Source organism: Streptomyces sp. WM6386, from assembly GCF_000972385.1.
Taxonomy (GTDB): Bacteria; Actinomycetota; Actinomycetes; order Streptomycetales; family Streptomycetaceae; genus Streptomyces.
This window is the reverse complement of record NZ_JXTE01000035.1, coordinates 36590-52614: the sequence shown is the minus strand read 5'-3', so window position 1 is coordinate 52614 and position 16025 is coordinate 36590. Positions and strand designations below refer to the sequence as shown.

13 protein-coding genes are annotated in these 16025 nt (G+C 70.0%); 8 read left to right on the top strand and 5 right to left on the bottom strand.

Going from position 1 to position 16025, the window contains the following annotated elements; all coding sequences use genetic code 11:
- Positions 1-223: 223 nt before the first annotated feature.
- A complete protein-coding gene (locus TN53_RS21980) occupies positions 224-1048 on the bottom strand; it encodes a hypothetical protein (RefSeq protein ID WP_046260302.1) in 825 nt (274 codons plus the stop codon).
- Between the two features lie 101 nt (positions 1049-1149).
- On the opposite strand from TN53_RS21980, the gene TN53_RS21975 reads away from it, so the two are divergent.
- Positions 1150-2130 (top strand): ATP-binding protein, encoded by a 981-nt coding sequence (locus tag TN53_RS21975; protein ID WP_046260301.1) that lies wholly within the window; start codon positions 1150-1152, stop codon positions 2128-2130.
- A gap of 46 nt (positions 2131-2176) precedes the next feature.
- On the opposite strand, the gene TN53_RS21970 is transcribed toward TN53_RS21975, so the two are convergent.
- Positions 2177-3448, bottom strand: a complete 1272-nt coding sequence (locus TN53_RS21970) for a lipoprotein (RefSeq protein WP_046260300.1) — start codon at positions 3446-3448, stop codon at positions 2177-2179.
- Positions 3449-3746: 298 nt separating this feature from the next.
- On the opposite strand from TN53_RS21970, the gene TN53_RS21965 reads away from it, so the two are divergent.
- The 6 genes from TN53_RS21965 (at position 3747) to TN53_RS48395 (ending at position 12037) form a co-directional block, all read left to right on the top strand.
- Positions 3747-6200, top strand: a complete 2454-nt coding sequence (locus tag TN53_RS21965) for a bifunctional SulP family inorganic anion transporter/carbonic anhydrase (RefSeq protein WP_046260299.1) — start codon at positions 3747-3749, stop codon at positions 6198-6200.
- Between the two features lie 356 nt (positions 6201-6556).
- Positions 6557-8515: an acetate--CoA ligase gene (gene acs, locus TN53_RS21960; protein WP_046260298.1), complete on the top strand. Its 1959-nt coding sequence runs from the start codon at positions 6557-6559 to the stop codon at positions 8513-8515.
- Between the two features lie 154 nt (positions 8516-8669).
- Entirely contained in the window at positions 8670-10106 is a 1437-nt protein-coding gene (gene nhaA / locus TN53_RS21955) for a Na+/H+ antiporter NhaA (RefSeq protein ID WP_046260297.1), read from the top strand.
- Between the two features lie 75 nt (positions 10107-10181).
- A complete protein-coding gene (locus TN53_RS21950; RefSeq protein ID WP_046260296.1) occupies positions 10182-10670 on the top strand; it encodes a phage holin family protein in 489 nt (162 codons plus the stop codon).
- Positions 10667-11593, top strand: a complete 927-nt coding sequence (locus TN53_RS21945) for an alpha/beta fold hydrolase (RefSeq protein WP_046260295.1) — start codon at positions 10667-10669, stop codon at positions 11591-11593. Before TN53_RS21950 ends, TN53_RS21945 begins: the two co-directional genes overlap by 4 nt.
- Before the next feature lie 261 nt (positions 11594-11854).
- Complete coding sequence (locus TN53_RS48395; protein WP_095046639.1) at positions 11855-12037, top strand: hypothetical protein; 183 nt, start codon at positions 11855-11857, stop codon at positions 12035-12037.
- Between the two features lie 13 nt (positions 12038-12050).
- Here the strand turns inward: TN53_RS48395 and TN53_RS21940 are convergent, their stop codons facing one another.
- The 3 genes from TN53_RS21940 to nth all read right to left on the bottom strand — a co-directional run bounded on the left by TN53_RS21940 (position 12051) and on the right by nth (position 15024).
- Positions 12051-13250, bottom strand: coding sequence for a MarP family serine protease (locus TN53_RS21940; protein ID WP_046260294.1), 1200 nt, complete (start codon positions 13248-13250; stop codon positions 12051-12053).
- 48 nt (positions 13251-13298) lie between these two features.
- A complete protein-coding gene (locus TN53_RS21935; protein WP_046260293.1) occupies positions 13299-13988 on the bottom strand; it encodes an NUDIX hydrolase in 690 nt (229 codons plus the stop codon).
- Positions 13989-14079: 91 nt separating this feature from the next.
- Positions 14080-15024, bottom strand: coding sequence for an endonuclease III (nth, locus tag TN53_RS21930; RefSeq protein ID WP_046260292.1), 945 nt, complete (start codon positions 15022-15024; stop codon positions 14080-14082).
- A gap of 276 nt (positions 15025-15300) precedes the next feature.
- Here nth and TN53_RS21925 point away from each other — a divergent pair, with 276 nt between their 5' ends.
- Complete coding sequence (locus TN53_RS21925; protein ID WP_046260291.1) at positions 15301-15975, top strand: Crp/Fnr family transcriptional regulator; 675 nt, start codon at positions 15301-15303, stop codon at positions 15973-15975.
- Positions 15976-16025: the final 50 nt, after the last annotated feature.

Below are 16025 nucleotides of genomic sequence, written 5' to 3'. Positions count from 1 at the left end.
CGCATTTGGCCCCACGGACCGCGCATGAGAATCGGGCACCCACGCGACGTCGACCCGTCGATTACGGGCCAGCCGCACCAGGTGACGGGCAAAGTCCCGACCTGATGGGCATATTTCGAGGACGCTTGGTAACCCGGTGAACATGCCAGCGGCGGTACGAGTCCTCGTACCGCCGCAACCCTGTTCAGGCCCTCCCCGAGGAGGGCCTTTTCTGTAACTACAGTTACGCCGCTCCGCGCTGCAGCGCCTCGCACACCGCCGTCGACTCGCGCGCCCCGAGCACGACCGCCTTGCCGCAATGCGCGATCCAGGCGGCCATGCCCTCCGGGGTTCCGGAGACATAGCCGTCGAGCGCCGCCAGATAGGCGGCCCGGCCCAGCTCGGCGTGGCCGACCTCCGCCGGGCAGATGGACTTCGGGTCGAGGCCGCTGCCGATCAGGACGATGCGTTCGGCCGCGCGCGCGACGAGACCGTTGTGGGAGGTGAAGGGCCGCAGCGCGAGGATCTCGCCGTGCACGACGGCCGCCGTCACCAGGGCCGGGGCGGAACCGCCCGCGATGATCAGCTCGGACAGGCCCTCCAGCCGGCCGTGCACCTCCGTCGCCTCGGGCGCCGCGAGCTCGATCAGCGGCTCGTCGACCGGCTCACCCGCCTGACGCGGGCGCCCGACCTCGTCACGGTTGGTCGCGGCCGCCACCAGGTGCAGGCGGGCCAGGACGCGCAGGGGCGACTGCCGCCAGATGGACAGCAGTTGGCCCGCCTCGGCGGTCAGCCTCAGGGCCGCGCCCACGACGCGCGCCTCGTCGTCGCCGCTGAAGTCGGAGCGGCGGCGCACCTCTTCGAGGGCCCAGTCGGCGCCGGACAGCGCCGCGGAGCCGCGGGCGCCGCGCAGGGCCGCCTCGGAGGTGACCGCGGTGCTGCGGCGCCGCATGATCCGGTGCCCGTAGACCCGGTCCACGGCCTTGCGCACGGACTCCACGGAGTCGGCCACGCCGGGCAGGGAGCCCAGGGCGGCGAGCGGATCAGCGGTCGCGCCTGTCGTACTCATGAGTACGACATTACGCACCCGCAGCGCCCACCCCACGAAGGAGTGGTCTTCTTCACGCCCGCCTGCCACTTACAGCTTTCGCGCCACTACCCTTCGTGAACATGAAAATTGCTTTCGTCGGGAAGGGCGGCAGCGGCAAGACCACCCTGTCGTCCCTGTTCATCCGCCATCTCGCCACCACCGGCGCACCCGTCGTCGCCGTCGACGCCGACATCAACCAGCACCTGGGCGCCGCTCTCGGTCTCGACGAGGCGGCGGCCGCGGCACTGCCCGCGATGGGTGAGCGACTGCCGCTGATCAAGGACTACCTGCGCGGCACCAACCCGCGCATCGCCTCCACCGAGACGATGATCAAGACGACCCCGCCGGGCGAGGGCTCACGACTGCTGCGGGTGCGCGAGGACAATCCGGTGTACGACGCCTGCGCCCGGCCGGTGGAACTCGACGGCGGTACCGTCCGTTTGATGGTCACCGGCCCCTTCACGGATGCCGACCTGGGGGTCGCCTGCTATCACTCCAAGACGGGAGCGGTGGAGCTGTGCCTGAACCACCTGGTGGACGGGCGTGACGAGTATGTCGTGGTGGACATGACCGCGGGCTCGGACTCCTTCGCCTCCGGCATGTTCACCCGCTTCGACATGACGTTCCTCGTCGCCGAGCCGACCCGGAAGGGGGTCTCCGTCTATCGCCAGTACAAGGAGTACGCCCGCGACTTCGGCGTCGTCCTGAAGGTCGTCGGCAACAAGGTGCAGGGGCAGGACGACCTCGACTTCCTCCGCGCCGAGGTCGGGGACGACCTGCTGGTGACGGTCGGGCACTCGGACTGGGTGCGCGCCATGGAGAAGGGCCGGCCGCCCCGGTTCGAGCTTCTGGAGGACGTCAACCGCAGCTCCCTGCGCCGGTTGCAGAGCGCGGTCGACTCGACGTACGACCTGCGCGACTGGGAGCACTACACACGCCAGATGGTGCACTTCCACCTGAAGAACGCCCAGTCCTGGGGCAATGAGCGCACCGGGGCCGACCTGGCGGCGCAGGTCGACCCCGGGTTCGTACTGAGCGAGAGCGTCGTGGTGAACGCCTGACGGCTCACCGCCCGGGGCTCACCACTCGCAGCTCACCGCCTATGGCTCACGGCTTGGCCGCCGGCGCTCCGGGCACGCCCTTCGGGGCCGGGGCGGGGCGGCCCGAGAGGAAGGACGCCCAGCTCTGCTTCGGGGTCTCGCCGACGCCGAGGGTCCGCATCTTGGCCAGGGCCTGCGGGTCCTGGGCGTCCAGCCAGTCGGCGAGCTGCCGGAAGGAGACACAGCGCACGTCGGGCTTGTTGCAGACCCGTTCGATGGTCTCCTCGACGGCACGCATGTAGGTGCCGCCGTTCCAGGACTCGAAGTGGTTGCCGATGATCAGGGGCGCGCGGTTGCCGTCGTAGGCCCGGTGGAAGCCCTTGAGCAGGCTGTCACGCATCTGGTCGCCCCAGAACTCGTGCTTGTTCGGGTCGCCGTACATCGTGCCCGACTGGTTCACGGCGAAGTTGTAGTCCATGGTGAGCTGCTCGAAGGAGTGCCCGACGAACGGCACCAGTTGCATCGAGAGGTCCCACAGACCTTCCTTCTTCTTGGGCCAGAGCTGGTCGTTTACGCCACTGGTGTCGTAGCGGAAGCCCAGTTCACGGGCGGCCTTCATGAAGTTCTTCTGACCCTCCAGGCAGGGTGTGCGGGCGCCGATGAGCTCCTTGTCGTAGTCGAAGGGCAACGGGCTCGCGTTCTTCATGCCGGTGGTGGTCTTCCAGGACTTGACGAACTGCTTCGCCTGGGCGATCTCGTCCTTCCACTCCTCGACGGACCACTGGCCGACCCCGCCGCCGCTGCCGCAGAAGTGGCCGTTGAAGTGGGTGCCGATCTCGCTGCCCTCCAGCCACGCCCCGCGCAGCTGCTTGACGGTCTCGGCGATGCCCTTCTCGTCGTTGAAGCCGATGTCGGAACGGCCCGGGGAGTGCTGCGGGGGCTTGTAGAGGTCGCGCTTGTCCTCGGGGAGCATGTACACGCCGCTGAGGAAGTACGTCATCGTCGCGTTGTTCGCCTTGGCGACCCTGCGGAAGTGGGAGAACAGCTTCTGGGAGTCCTCGCCCGCGCCGTCCCAGGAGAACACCACGAACTGCGGGGGCTTCTGACCGGGCTTCATGCGCTCGGGCCTGGGCAGGTGGGGCTGTGCCCCGGTGTACGCGGTGGAGCCGTCGCCGATCAGGCGGACCGCGCTCTTGGGCGGCGCCTGGGCGGGCTTCGCCTTCTGCGGGCCGGCGGCCCCTTTCTCGGCACCGTCGGTGCCGAGCGCGCAACCGGCGAGCGACGCGGCACAGACCGCGGCGACCACGGCGCCCGCGGCGATCCTCTGGGTGGCGGCCATGTTCCGCCCACCTACTTCCTTCTCTCGGGGCCAACGACAGCGCCGTCAAGCTCGCACGAGGTCCGGAATGAATTAGTACGACAAGCCGATGAAATATCTGCATCACCCTGATGGGTGACTTATTGCGCCATTTGCCAGAAAAGTCTATGCCTGGCCTTTACTCTGAATTACGATTCGTTTACCGAGCGTTGATGCATCCCGCCGCTGCACGCCGTGACCCACGGCCGCGACCCGACCCCCCGCCATGGCGGGGGACCACCTGTTCCGCGACCGCGCCGCCCCGGAGGAGACGGGAACTATGTCCGCCTGCGTCCCCACCCGCGCCACCGACTCGAGTCGGACCAAGCGCATCCACCGACCCCACAGCCCACCGCCGTCCCGGCCCCGCCGCTTCCGCGTCGCGGGCGCCGATGTGTCGGCCTCGATCGCGGTCTTCCTGATCGCCCTGCCCCTGTCCCTCGGCATCGCCCTCGCCACCGGCGCGCCCCTCCAGGCCGGCCTCGTCGCCGCCGCCGTGGGAGGACTCGTCGCCGGCCGGCTCGGCGGCTCCCCGCTCCAGGTGAGCGGCCCCGCGGCCGGACTCACGGTCGTCACCGCCGACCTGATCCACCGCTACGGCTGGCGTACGACCTGTGCCATCACGGTCCTCGCGGGCCTCGCCCAACTGGGCCTGGGCTGCCTGCGCGTGGCGCGCAGCGCGCTCGCCGTCAGCCCCGCCATCGTGCACGGCATGCTCGCCGGTATCGGCGTCACCATCGCCGTCGCCCAGCTGCACATCGTCCTCGGCGGCACTCCGCAGAGCTCCGTCCTGGCCAACCTCCAGTCCCTGCCCGCCCAGTTGGCCCAGGTGCATCCCGCCGCCGTGTCGGTGAGCGCGCTGACCCTGGTCCTGCTGCTGCTCTGGCCCCGCATCCCCGGCCGGGCCGGCCGTCTGCTGCGCAGGATCCCGGCCGCGCTCGTCGCCGTCGCCGGAGCCAGCGCGACCGCCGCGCTCGCCGGGCTGACGCTGCCCAGGGTCGACCTGCCCTCGTGGCGCAGCCACGCCCTGGCCGGACTTCCCGACGGTCCCGTGCTCGGCCTGGTCGCCGCCGTGCTGACCACCACGCTGGTGTGCAGTGTGCAGTCGCTGCTCGGCGCGGTCGCCGTGGACAAGATGGCCGCCGCCCGCCCCGAGCTGACCACCCGCGTCAGACGCTCCAACCTGGACCGTGAGCTGCTCGGCCAGGGCGCCGCCAACATCGTCTCCGGGTCGCTCGGCGGGCTCCCGGTCGCCGGTGTCGCCGTGCGCAGTGCGGCGAATGTGCACGCGGGTGCCGTGAGCCGGAACTCCACGATGCTGCACGGCGTTCTCGTAGTGATCGCCGCGCTGCTGATGGTCCCGGTGCTCGAGCTCATCCCGCTCGCCTCGCTCGCCGCCCTGGTGATGGCCGTCGGCATCCAGATGGTGTCCCTGCACCACATCCGCACGGTGACCCGCCACCGAGAGGTCCTGGTCTACGCCGTCACCACCCTCGGCGTGGTGTTCCTCGGCGTCCTGGAGGGCGTCGTGCTAGGCATCGCCGTGGCCGTCGCCGTCGCCCTGCACCGCCTCGCCCGCACCCGTATCACCCACGACGAGCAGGAAGGAGTCCATCACGTACACGTACGAGGGCAGTTGACGTTCCTCGCCGTGCCCCGCCTCAGCCGGTCCCTGCATCTCGTGCCCCAAGGCGCCCGGGTCGTCGTCGAGTTGGACGGCTCCTTCATGGACCACGCGGCGTTCGAGGCACTGCAGGACTGGCAGAACACGCACACCGCGCAGGGCGGCACCGTCGAGCTGACCGGCCGCCGCGCCGGGGTCCGGATCGTCGAGCCGGGGGATGTCCCCGACGCTCACACCGCGCTCGGGATCGGGAGCGGAAGCGGCATCGGGGCCGACACCGCGTTCACCGACCGCACCGCCTCAGCGGGTTGCCGCTGCCGCCCCTGGACGCCCTGGCGCAACCACCAGTGCGAGGACCCGCGGCCCACGCCCCCGCCCGGCGGGCACCCGAGCGACTCCAGTGGCCTTGTCAGGACGGGCAGGACCGGTCCGTCCAGTCCCAGCGGGCATGAACTGGCGCGTGGCATCAGCGCGTTCCAGCGCAACACCGCTCCCCTGGTGCGGGGTGAGCTGGCCCGGCTGGCCCGCGAGGGGCAGCGCCCGGAGCAGCTCTTCCTCACCTGTGCCGACTCACGGCTGGTCACCTCGATGATCACCTCCAGTGGTCCGGGCGACCTGTTCGTGGTGCGCAATGTGGGCAACCTGGTTCCGATGCCCGGCGAGGAGAGCGGCGACGACTCGGTGGCGGCCGCGATCGAGTACGCGGTGGATGTGCTGAAGGTGCGGTCCATCACGGTGTGCGGGCACTCGGGGTGCGGTGCCATGCAGGCGCTGCTCAACTCCGAGCCCGGGGGCGCCCGGACACCGCTCAAGCGGTGGCTGCGGCACGGGCTGCCGAGCCTGGAGCGCATGGCCGACGACAGCCGTCCATGGGCCCGCCTCGCCGGACGGGCGCCCGCGGACGCGGTCGAGCAGCTGTCTCTCACCAACGTGGTCCAGCAGCTGGAGCATCTGAGCGCGCACGAGTCGGTGGCGCGGGCGCTGCGGAAGCGGGAGTTGGAGCTGCACGGGATGTACTTCCACGTGGGCGAGGCACAGGCGTATCTGCTCACCGGGGTGAGCGGGGACGAGCTGTTCGACCATGTGGAGGCGGCGGATCTGTCGGTGTGACGGAGGGACGGGCGGCCCCGGTTCCCGTGGTCGCCCGTTCCGTACGGCTTGCCGTCACCGTTCCGCACCACCGCGAGCGCGGCCACCGCGGCCGGCCCACCCCGTATCCCTTCACTCGGTCTCCCCTCATCGTCGGTGGCGCTTCATCCATACGTGGGCGGAAGTGTGAAAGGCGTTACAGGACATGAACTCTGCCTGGTCGGCGTACGTGGGTACGAATGACGCCGGCTGCCGGACCCGGCGCCCACAGGTCTAAACCAATTTTCCATCGGCGCTTGTCAGCGCACCCTCCGGTCTGATGAGCTGTGGCCTGGGACACAACGGTCGCCCCGGCAAAACACCGCAAGGGAGATGTCGTGAGCAACGAAAGCCTGGCCAACCTGCTCAAGGAAGAGCGCAGGTTCGCGCCGCCCGCAGACCTGGCAGCGAACGCCAATGTCACGGCGGAGGCGTATGCACAGGCCAAGGCTGACAGGCTCGGCTTCTGGGCCGCACAGGCCCGTCGGCTGACCTGGGCCAAGGAGCCGACCGAGACGCTGGACTGGTCGAACCCGCCGTTCGCCAAGTGGTTCAAGGACGGCGAGCTCAACGTCGCGTACAACTGCGTCGACCGGCATGTCGAGGCGGGTAACGGCGACCGGGTCGCCATCCACTTCGAGGGCGAGCCCGGCGACAGCCGCGCGATCACCTACGCGGAGCTGAAGGACGAGGTCTCCAAGGCCGCGAACGCACTGCTGGAGCTGGGGGTTCAGAAGGGTGACCGGGTCGCCGTCTACATGCCGATGATCCCGGAGACGGCCGTCGCGATGCTGGCCTGCGCCCGCATCGGCGCCGCGCACTCCGTCGTCTTCGGCGGCTTCTCCGCGGACGCGCTCGCCACGCGTATCCAGGACGCCGACGCCAAGGTCGTCATCACCTCCGACGGCGGCTACCGCCGCGGCAAGCCGTCGGCGCTCAAGCCGGCCGTCGACGAGGCCGCCGACAAGGCGGGCAATGTCGAACACGTGCTCGTGGTCCGCCGTACCGGCCAGGACGTCGCCTGGAACGACAGCCGTGACGTCTGGTGGCACGAGATCGTCGACCGGCAGTCCGCCGAGCACACCCCCGAGGCCTTCGGCGCCGAGCAGCCGCTCTTCATCCTCTACACGTCGGGCACGACGGGTAAGCCGAAGGGCATCCTGCACACCTCCGGCGGCTACCTCACTCAGACCGCGTACACCCACCACGCCGTCTTCGACCTCAAGCCGGAGACCGACGTCTACTGGTGCACGGCCGACGTCGGCTGGGTCACCGGGCACTCGTACATCGTCTACGGGCCGCTGGCCAACGGTGCCACCCAGGTCATGTACGAGGGCACGCCGGACACCCCGCACCAGGGCCGGTTCTGGGAGATCATCCAGAAGTACGGGGTCACCATCCTGTACACGGCGCCCACCGCCATTCGTACGTTCATGAAGTGGGGCGACGACATCCCCGCGAAGTTCGACCTGTCGTCGTTGCGCGTCCTCGGTTCCGTGGGTGAGCCCATCAACCCCGAGGCGTGGATCTGGTACCGCAAGCACATCGGTGCCGACCTCACGCCGATCGTCGACACGTGGTGGCAGACCGAGACCGGCGCGATGATGATCTCGCCGCTGCCCGGTGTCACCGAGACCAAGCCGGGCTCCGCGCAGACCCCGCTGCCCGGCATCTGCGCGACCGTCGTCGACGACGAGGCTCGGGAAGTTCCCAACGGGGGTGGCGGCTACCTGGTCCTCACCGAGCCGTGGCCGTCGATGCTGCGCACCATCTGGGGCGACGACCAGCGGTTCCTCGACACGTACTGGTCGCGCTTCGAGGGCAAGTACTTCGCCGGTGACGGGGCGAAGAAGGACGACGACGGGGACATCTGGCTCCTCGGGCGCGTGGACGACGTCATGCTCGTCTCCGGCCACAACATCTCCACGACGGAGGTGGAGTCGGCGCTCGTCTCCCACCCGTCGGTCGCCGAGGCCGCCGTCGTCGGTGCCGCCGACGAGACCACCGGTCAGGCCATCGTCGCCTTCGTGATCCTGCGCGGCACGGCGAACGCCGAGGACGAGGGCCTCGTCAACGACCTGCGCAACCACGTCGGCGCCACCCTCGGCCCGATCGCCAAGCCCAAGCGGGTCCTCCCGGTGGCCGAGCTGCCCAAGACCCGCTCCGGCAAGATCATGCGCCGCCTGTTGCGGGACGTCGCCGAGAACCGTCAGCTCGGAGACGTCACCACCCTGACCGACTCCACGGTCATGGACCTCATCCAGGCGAAGCTGCCGGCCGCGCCCAGCGAGGACTGAGCCACCGAGCCCGCCAGAAGGGGCGCCCGGCGCGAGAAAACGCGCCGGGCGCCCCTTTTAGGTAAACTAAGGAAAACAAGCGTGACCCCATAGGTGTGCCGGGAAGTCTGGTCGGCGAGCAGCTCCGCCCTACCCACCGACCGGAGGTCCCCCGATGCCCGCGCCCCGCACCACCCCCACCCGCAAGGTCCTCGGACGGCTCTCCCTGCCGGAACGGACCTTCGTGGCGGACGCGCTGCGCACCGAGACCGTCGGCGGTGTCCTGCTCCTCGTCGCCGCGGTCGCCGCCCTGATCTGGGTGAACATCCCCGCGCTGCACGACAGCTACGAGAGCGTCAGCCACTTCCACCTCGGCCCCGAGGCTCTCGGCCTGAACCTCTCGATCGCGCACTGGGCGGCCGACGGACTCCTCGCGATCTTCTTCTTCGTCGCCGGCATCGAACTCAAGCGCGAGCTGGTCGCCGGTGACCTCAAGGACCCCAAGGCTGCCGCGCTGCCGGTCGTCGCGGCCCTGTGCGGCATGGCCGTACCGGCCCTCGTCTACGTCCTGACCAACCTCACCGGCGGCGGCGCCCTCGACGGCTGGGCGGTCCCGACCGCGACCGACATCGCCTTCGCACTCGCCGTGCTCGCGGTCATCGGCACCTCCCTCCCCAGCTCCTTGCGCGCCTTCCTGCTCACCCTCGCCGTCGTCGACGACCTCTTCGCGATCCTGATCATCGCGGTGTTCTTCACCGCGGACATCGACTTCGCCGCCCTGGGCGGCGCGGTGATCGGCCTGGTCGTCTTCTGGCTGCTGCTGCGCAAGGGCGTACGCGGCTGGTACGTGTACGTGCCGCTCGCGCTCGTCATCTGGGGCCTGATGTACAACAGCGGCGTCCACGCCACCATCGCGGGCGTCGCGATGGGCCTGATGCTGCGCTGCACCCCTCGGGAGGGCGAGGAGCACTCGCCCGGCGAGCACATCGAGCATCTCGTACGTCCGCTCTCGGCGGGGTTGGCCGTACCGCTGTTCGCCCTGTTCAGCGCCGGTGTCTCCGTGTCCGGCGGCGCGCTCGGCGATGTGTTCACCAAGCCCGAGACGCTCGGTGTGGTCCTCGGTCTCGTCGTCGGCAAGGCGCTCGGCATCTTCGGCGGGACCTGGCTGACGGCACGATTCACCCGCGCCTCGCTCAGCGACGACCTGGAGTGGGCGGACGTCTTCGCCGTCGCCACCCTGGCCGGCATCGGCTTCACGGTGTCGCTGCTCATCGGGGAGCTGGCCTTCGACGGGGACGCGGCGCTCACCGACGAGGTCAAGGCGGCCGTGCTGATGGGCTCGCTCATCGCGGCGACCCTCGCCACCGTGCTGCTGAAGATCCGGAACGGCAAGTACCGCCGGATGTGCGAGGCCGAGGAGCGCGACGACGACCTCGACGGGATCCCGGACATCTACGAGGAGGACGACCCGGCGTACCACCTGCGCATGGCCGCGATCCACGAGAGCAAGGCCGCCGAACACCGCAGGATCGCCGAACTCAAGGCCGCCGAGCGAGCGGGACTTGCCGAAGTGACGGGCGGGGCAGGCGAGGAGGACGACCGTCGGGCATGATCTGACGGGACGGTACAAAAGACTTTCCGGCCCAAGACTTCCAGTCGGGCACACGGCAGATTCAGGGAGAACGCGATGAGCGCACCCGACGGCAGCCCGGTCGGCGCCGAACGCAGCATCGGCCAGCTGTTCGCCTCGGCGACGACCGAGATGTCCGCGCTGGTGCACGACGAGATCGCGCTGGCCAAGGCGCAGCTCAAGCGGGACGTGAAGCGCGGCGCGACGAGCGGCGGCGCCTTCACGGTGGCCGGCGCGGTGCTGGTGTTCTCGCTGCCGATGCTGAACTTCGCCCTGGCGTACGGCATCCGCACCTGGAGCGACTGGAACATGGCGGTCTGCTTCCTGCTGTCCTTCGCGGCGAACGTGCTCATCGCGGGCCTGCTGGCGCTGATCGGCGTGGTCTTCGCGAAGAAGGCGAAGAAGGGCGGCGGCGCGCAGAAGACCGCCGCGTCGATGAAGGAGTCGGCGAGCGTCCTGCAGAACGCCAAGCCGCATCCGCGGCCGGAGCTGACGCAGGACCGTGTCCCGGAGGCCATCGAAGCTGTGGCACGCTCGTCGTCATGACGGACCCCGCCACACCTGCCTCAGTAGTACGACCGGACGGTCCCTGGACCCATCGCGAGGTGGCCGCCAACGGCGCCCGCTTCCACATCGCCGAGATGGGCGACGGCCCGCTGGTCCTGCTGCTGCACGGCTTCCCGCAGTTCTGGTGGACGTGGCGGCACCAGTTGCCCGCGCTCGCCGACGCCGGGTTCCGGGCCGTCGCCATGGACCTCAGGGGCGTCGGCGGCAGCGACCGCACCCCGCGCGGCTACGACCCGGCCAACCTCGCCCTCGACATCACCGGCGTGATCCGCTCCCTGGGCGAGCCGGACGCCGCGCTGGTCGGCCACGACCTGGGCGGCTATCTGGCGTGGACGGCGGCCGCGATGCGTCCGAAGCTCGTACGGCGGCTCGCGGTGGCCTCGATGCCCCATCCGCGGCGCTGGCGCTCGGCGATGCTCTCGGACGTCAAGCAGACGCGCGCCGGCTCCTACATCTGGGGGTTTCAGCGCCCCTGGATCCCGGAGCGGCAGCTGACCGCGGACGACGGCGCGCTGGTCGCCCGGCTGATGCGGGACTGGTCAGGGCCGGTCCTGCCGGACGACGACGCGGTGGAGACGTACCGCCGCGCGATGTGCATCCCGTCGACGGCGCACTGCTCGATCGAGCCGTACCGCTGGATGGTGCGCTCCCTGGCCCGCCCCGACGGCATCCAGTTCAACCGCCGTATGAAGCGCCCGGTGCGGGTGCCGACGCTGCATCTGCACGGCTCACTGGACCCGGTGCTGCGGATGCGGAGCGCGGCCGGATCCGGCGAGTACGTCGAAGCGCCGTACCGCTGGCGGCTGTTCGACGGACTCGGGCATTTTCCGCACGAGGAAGACCCTGTCGCCTTCTCGGCCGAGCTCATCAACTGGCTGAAGGACCCCGAGCCCGATCGGTGAGGGACGTCAGCGCTGAGATCGGCTGGGTGTCCGGGGGTCAGCCCCCGGGAAAGCACGGTCCGCACGAGGAGGATCCGGTCGCTTTCACGACAGAACTGATCAATTGGCTGAAGGACCCCGAGCCCGATCGGTGACCGTGTGAACGCGCCCGGTATCCGGACTTGAACACCTGTCCGACGAACAGCCACTTGCCCGGCGCATAGGCCAATTGGGGGCCCTGGGGGCGGTTATCGACCTTGGGGCAGGGGCACACGTCGGGGTATGGGCTGGACGCACGACTACAGTGACGCAGCACGCAATCGCCGCTCGGGCCATGGTCTGAGCCCCCACCAACGAGGAGGGGCCCCGCAGATGCAGGGCACGGACCTCCGAGTGGGCATTCCGCATATTCTGCGCCGCCGGGCCCGCTGGGTCTCGGTACGGCTGCGTCACCCCCGAGGCTGACGCACCCCACACCTCACAGCGCGCAGCTGTCGCTGTCCACCTGCTGGTTCGCGGTGCGCCCCCTGGCGATGTCCTCCTGGATCTCGTCCGCGGTCAGCGCGTATCCGGTCTGGGCGTTGTCCAGGGACTTCGCGAAGACCACGCCGTACACCTCGCCTTCGGCGGTGAGCAGCGGGCCGCCGGAGTTGCCCTGGCGGACGGTCGCGTAGAGGGAGTACACATCGCGGTGCACGGTGCCGCGGTGGTAGATGTCCGGTCCGTTGGCCGGGATGCGTCCGCGCACGCGCGCGGCCCGGACGTCGTACGCGCCGTTCTCCGGGAAGCCCGCGATGATCGCGTCGTCGCCGCTCTTGGCGTCCGTGGACGTGAACTCGAGGGCGGGCGCCTTGAGATCCGGTACGTCGAGTACGGCGATGTCGCGCTCCCAGTCGTAGAGGACGACCGTCGCGTCGTACTTCCTGCCCTCGCCGCCGATCTGGACGGTGGGTTCGTCGACGCCGCCCACGACATGCGCGTTGGTCATGACGCGGCGCTCGCCGAAGACGAAGCCGGTGCCTTCGAGGACCTTGCCGCAACTCTGGGCGGTGCCCATGACCTTGACGATGGACCGCTTGGCCCGGGTGGCGACCGGACTGCCCGCGAGCGCCGGGTCGGGCGGCTGGACCTCGTTGATCGGCTCGTTGGAGAACGGGCTGAAGACCTGCGGGAAGCCGTTCTGCGCGAGGACCGAGGAGAAGTCAGCGAACCAGGTGTTGGCCTGGTCGGGCAGGGCCCGCGCGACGCCGAGGAGGACCTTGGAGTTACGGACCTCCTTGCCCAGGGTCGGCAGGGTGGTGCCGGCGAGGGCGGAGCCGATCAGCCACGCCACGAGGAGCATCGCGACGACGTTGACGAGGGCGCCGCCGGTGGCGTCCAGCGCGCGGGCCGGGGACCAGGTGATGTACCGGCGGAGCTTGTTGCCGAGGTGGGTGGTCAGGGCCTGGCCGACGGAGGCGCAGACGATGACGACGACGACCGCGACGACGGCGGCGGTCGTGCTGACCTCCGAGTTGTCGGTGAGGGCGTCCCAGACGACGGGCAGCACGTAGACGGCGACAAGACCACCGCCCATGAAGCCGATCACCGACAGGATGCCGACGACGAAGCCCTGGCGGTAGCCGACGATCGCGAACCACACGGCGGCGACCAGCAACAGGATGTCCAGCACGTTCACCGGTTCAGGCCTCGCCTCATCACACGACACAACACGGCAGACACCCTGTCATGACCGCCAGTCGAGCGGGACCTGCTTCTCCCGGTCCCAGGGGCGCTCCCATCCCGAGTAGTGCAGCAGGCGGTCGATGATTCCGGCCGTGAAGCCCCAGACCAGGGCCGATTCGACCAGGAATGCCGGGCCTCGGTGGCCGCTGGGGTGGACGGTCGTGGCCCGGTTGTCGGGATTCGTGAGATCCGCCACGGGAACGGTGAAGACCCGCGCCGTCTCGTTCGGATCCACGACTCCGACCGGAGTCGGCTCGCGCCACCAGCCCAGCACCGAGGTCACGACGAAGCCGCTGACCGGGATGTAGAGCTTGGGCAGCACGCCGAAGAGCTGCACGCCCGCCGGGTCGAGCCCGGTCTCCTCCTCGGCCTCACGCAGGGCGGCCCTGAGCGGCCCGTCGGCCTTCGGGTCGCCGTCCTCGGGGTCGAGGGCACCGCCGGGGAAGGAGGGCTGCCCGGCATGGGACCGCAGCGAGCTGGCCCGCTCCATGAGCAGCAGCTCGGGTCCGCGCTCCCCCTCGCCGAACAGGATCAGCACGGCCGACTGCCGCCCCGCCCCGTTCGCCGGCGGCAGGAACCGGCTCAGCTGCACCGGCTCGACCGTCTCCACCGCCCGCACCACCGGGTCCAGCCACTGCGGCAGACCCTCCTTGCTGAGCGCCACGCCCTGTGCATTGCTCGCGCGCGTCATCGCCACCCCCGTCCTTGCGAGTCCAACGCCCGGCCGACCCGAGATCGTTCCTGGAGCCGCGCCGGCCGGCCCGTGCCCCTGGTGGCGCCCCTCATCCGGCCCCCAGCGGCGGCGCCGCCTTCCCGCCCGCGTCCAGGTAGGCCTGCGGAGGGTTGAGCCGCTGCCCCGGGAAGCCGCCCTTCTCGTACTTGAGGAGCTTCTTCGCCTTCTCCGGGTCCGTCTCGCCCTCGCCGAACGCCGGGCAGAGCGGGGCGATGGGGCAGGCGCCGCAGGCGGGCTTGCGGGCGTGGCAGATACGGCGGCCGTGCCAGATGACGTGGTGCGAGAGGTCCGTCCAGTCGCCCTTGGGGAACAGCGCGCCGATCGCGGCCTCGATCTTGTCGGGGTCGGTCTCGGCGGTCCATTGCCAGCGCCGCACCAGCCGCTGGAAGTGCGTGTCCACGGTGATGCCGGGCCGCCCGAAGGCGTTGCCGAGGACGACGAACGCCGTCTTGCGGCCTACGCCGGGCAGCTTGACGAGGTCCTCGAGGCGGCCCGGGACCTCGCCGCCGAACTGCTCGACCAGCGCCTTCGACAGCCCTATGACCGACTTGGTCTTGGCCCGGAAGAAGCCGGTCGGACGCAGGATCTCCTCGACCTCCTCGGGGTTGGCGGCGGCCAGGTCCTCGGGGGTCGGGTACTTGGCGAAGAGCGCGGGGGTCGTCTGATTGACCCTCAGGTCGGTCGTCTGGGCGGACAGCACCGTGGCGACCACGAGTTGGAAGGGGTTCTCGAAGTCCAGCTCCGGGTGGGCGTACGGAAACACCTCGGCCAGTTCGCGGTTGATCCGGCGGGCCCGGCGCACCAGCGCGGCGGGCGACTCCGCCTTCGCCGGCTTGACGGCGACGGTCTTGGCCGGAACCTTTCCCGCCACGGCCTTCTTCACGGGGACCTTCTTCTCGGCCGCCTGCTTCACCACCGCCGGAGCCTTCTTCACTGCAGCCTTCTTTGTCACATTTGCCGTTTTCTTTCCGCCACCGGGGCCCTGTTCGCCCACAGCGGAATCTCGACGTACAACCACCCGCCCAGCCCCCTTGGCCTGTGCTCTCACCGGCGATTTGGACACCCGGCCAGCCTAAAGCCCGGCACCGACAATCGCCCCGGACCCGGGAGATCGGCCCCCGATTGGACCCCTGCCGCTTACCTCGGGACACCTGTGCGGCATCCTTGTGACAGATCACACTGTTTGGACCGTCCGGCAAAATGGGGAACACGGTCCCCTGGTACCAAGGGGGAGCAAGATCCCCTGAGCAGGTCGACAAGGAGAGAACTCGTGGACGACGTTCTGCGGCGCAACCCGCTCTTCGCGGCGCTCGATGACGAGCAGTCCGCGGAGCTCCGCGCCTCCATGAGTGAGGTGACCCTCGCGCGCGGCGATTCCCTGTTCCATGAGGGCGACCCGGGCGACCGGCTCTACGTCGTCACCGAGGGCAAGGTCAAACTCCACCGCACCTCCCCCGACGGCCGCGAGAACATGCTCGCCGTCGTCGGCCCCGGCGAGCTGATCGGCGAGCTGTCGCTCTTCGACCCGGGCCCGCGCACGGCGACCGCCACCGCGTTGACCGAGGTCAAGCTGCTCGCCCTCGGCCACGGCGACCTCCAGCCCTGGCTGAACGTCCGCCCCGAGGTGGCCACCGCGCTGCTGCGCGCCGTCGCCCGCCGGCTGCGCAAGACCAACGATCAGATGTCCGACCTGGTCTTCTCGGACGTTCCCGGCCGAGTCGCCCGCGCACTCCTGGACCTCTCCCGCCGCTTCGGCGTGCAGTCCGAGGAAGGCATCCACGTCGTCCACGACCTCACGCAGGAAGAGCTCGCCCAGCTGGTCGGCGCCTCCCGCGAGACGGTCAACAAGGCCCTCGCCGACTTCGCCCAGCGCGGCTGGCTCCGCCTGGAGGCCCGCGCGGTGATCCTGCTGGACGTGGAGCGACTCGCAAAGCGCTCTCGCTGACGCTCGGTCTCGGCCGTACTCCGTTTGGGGGCCCGTCTCATCATGAGGCG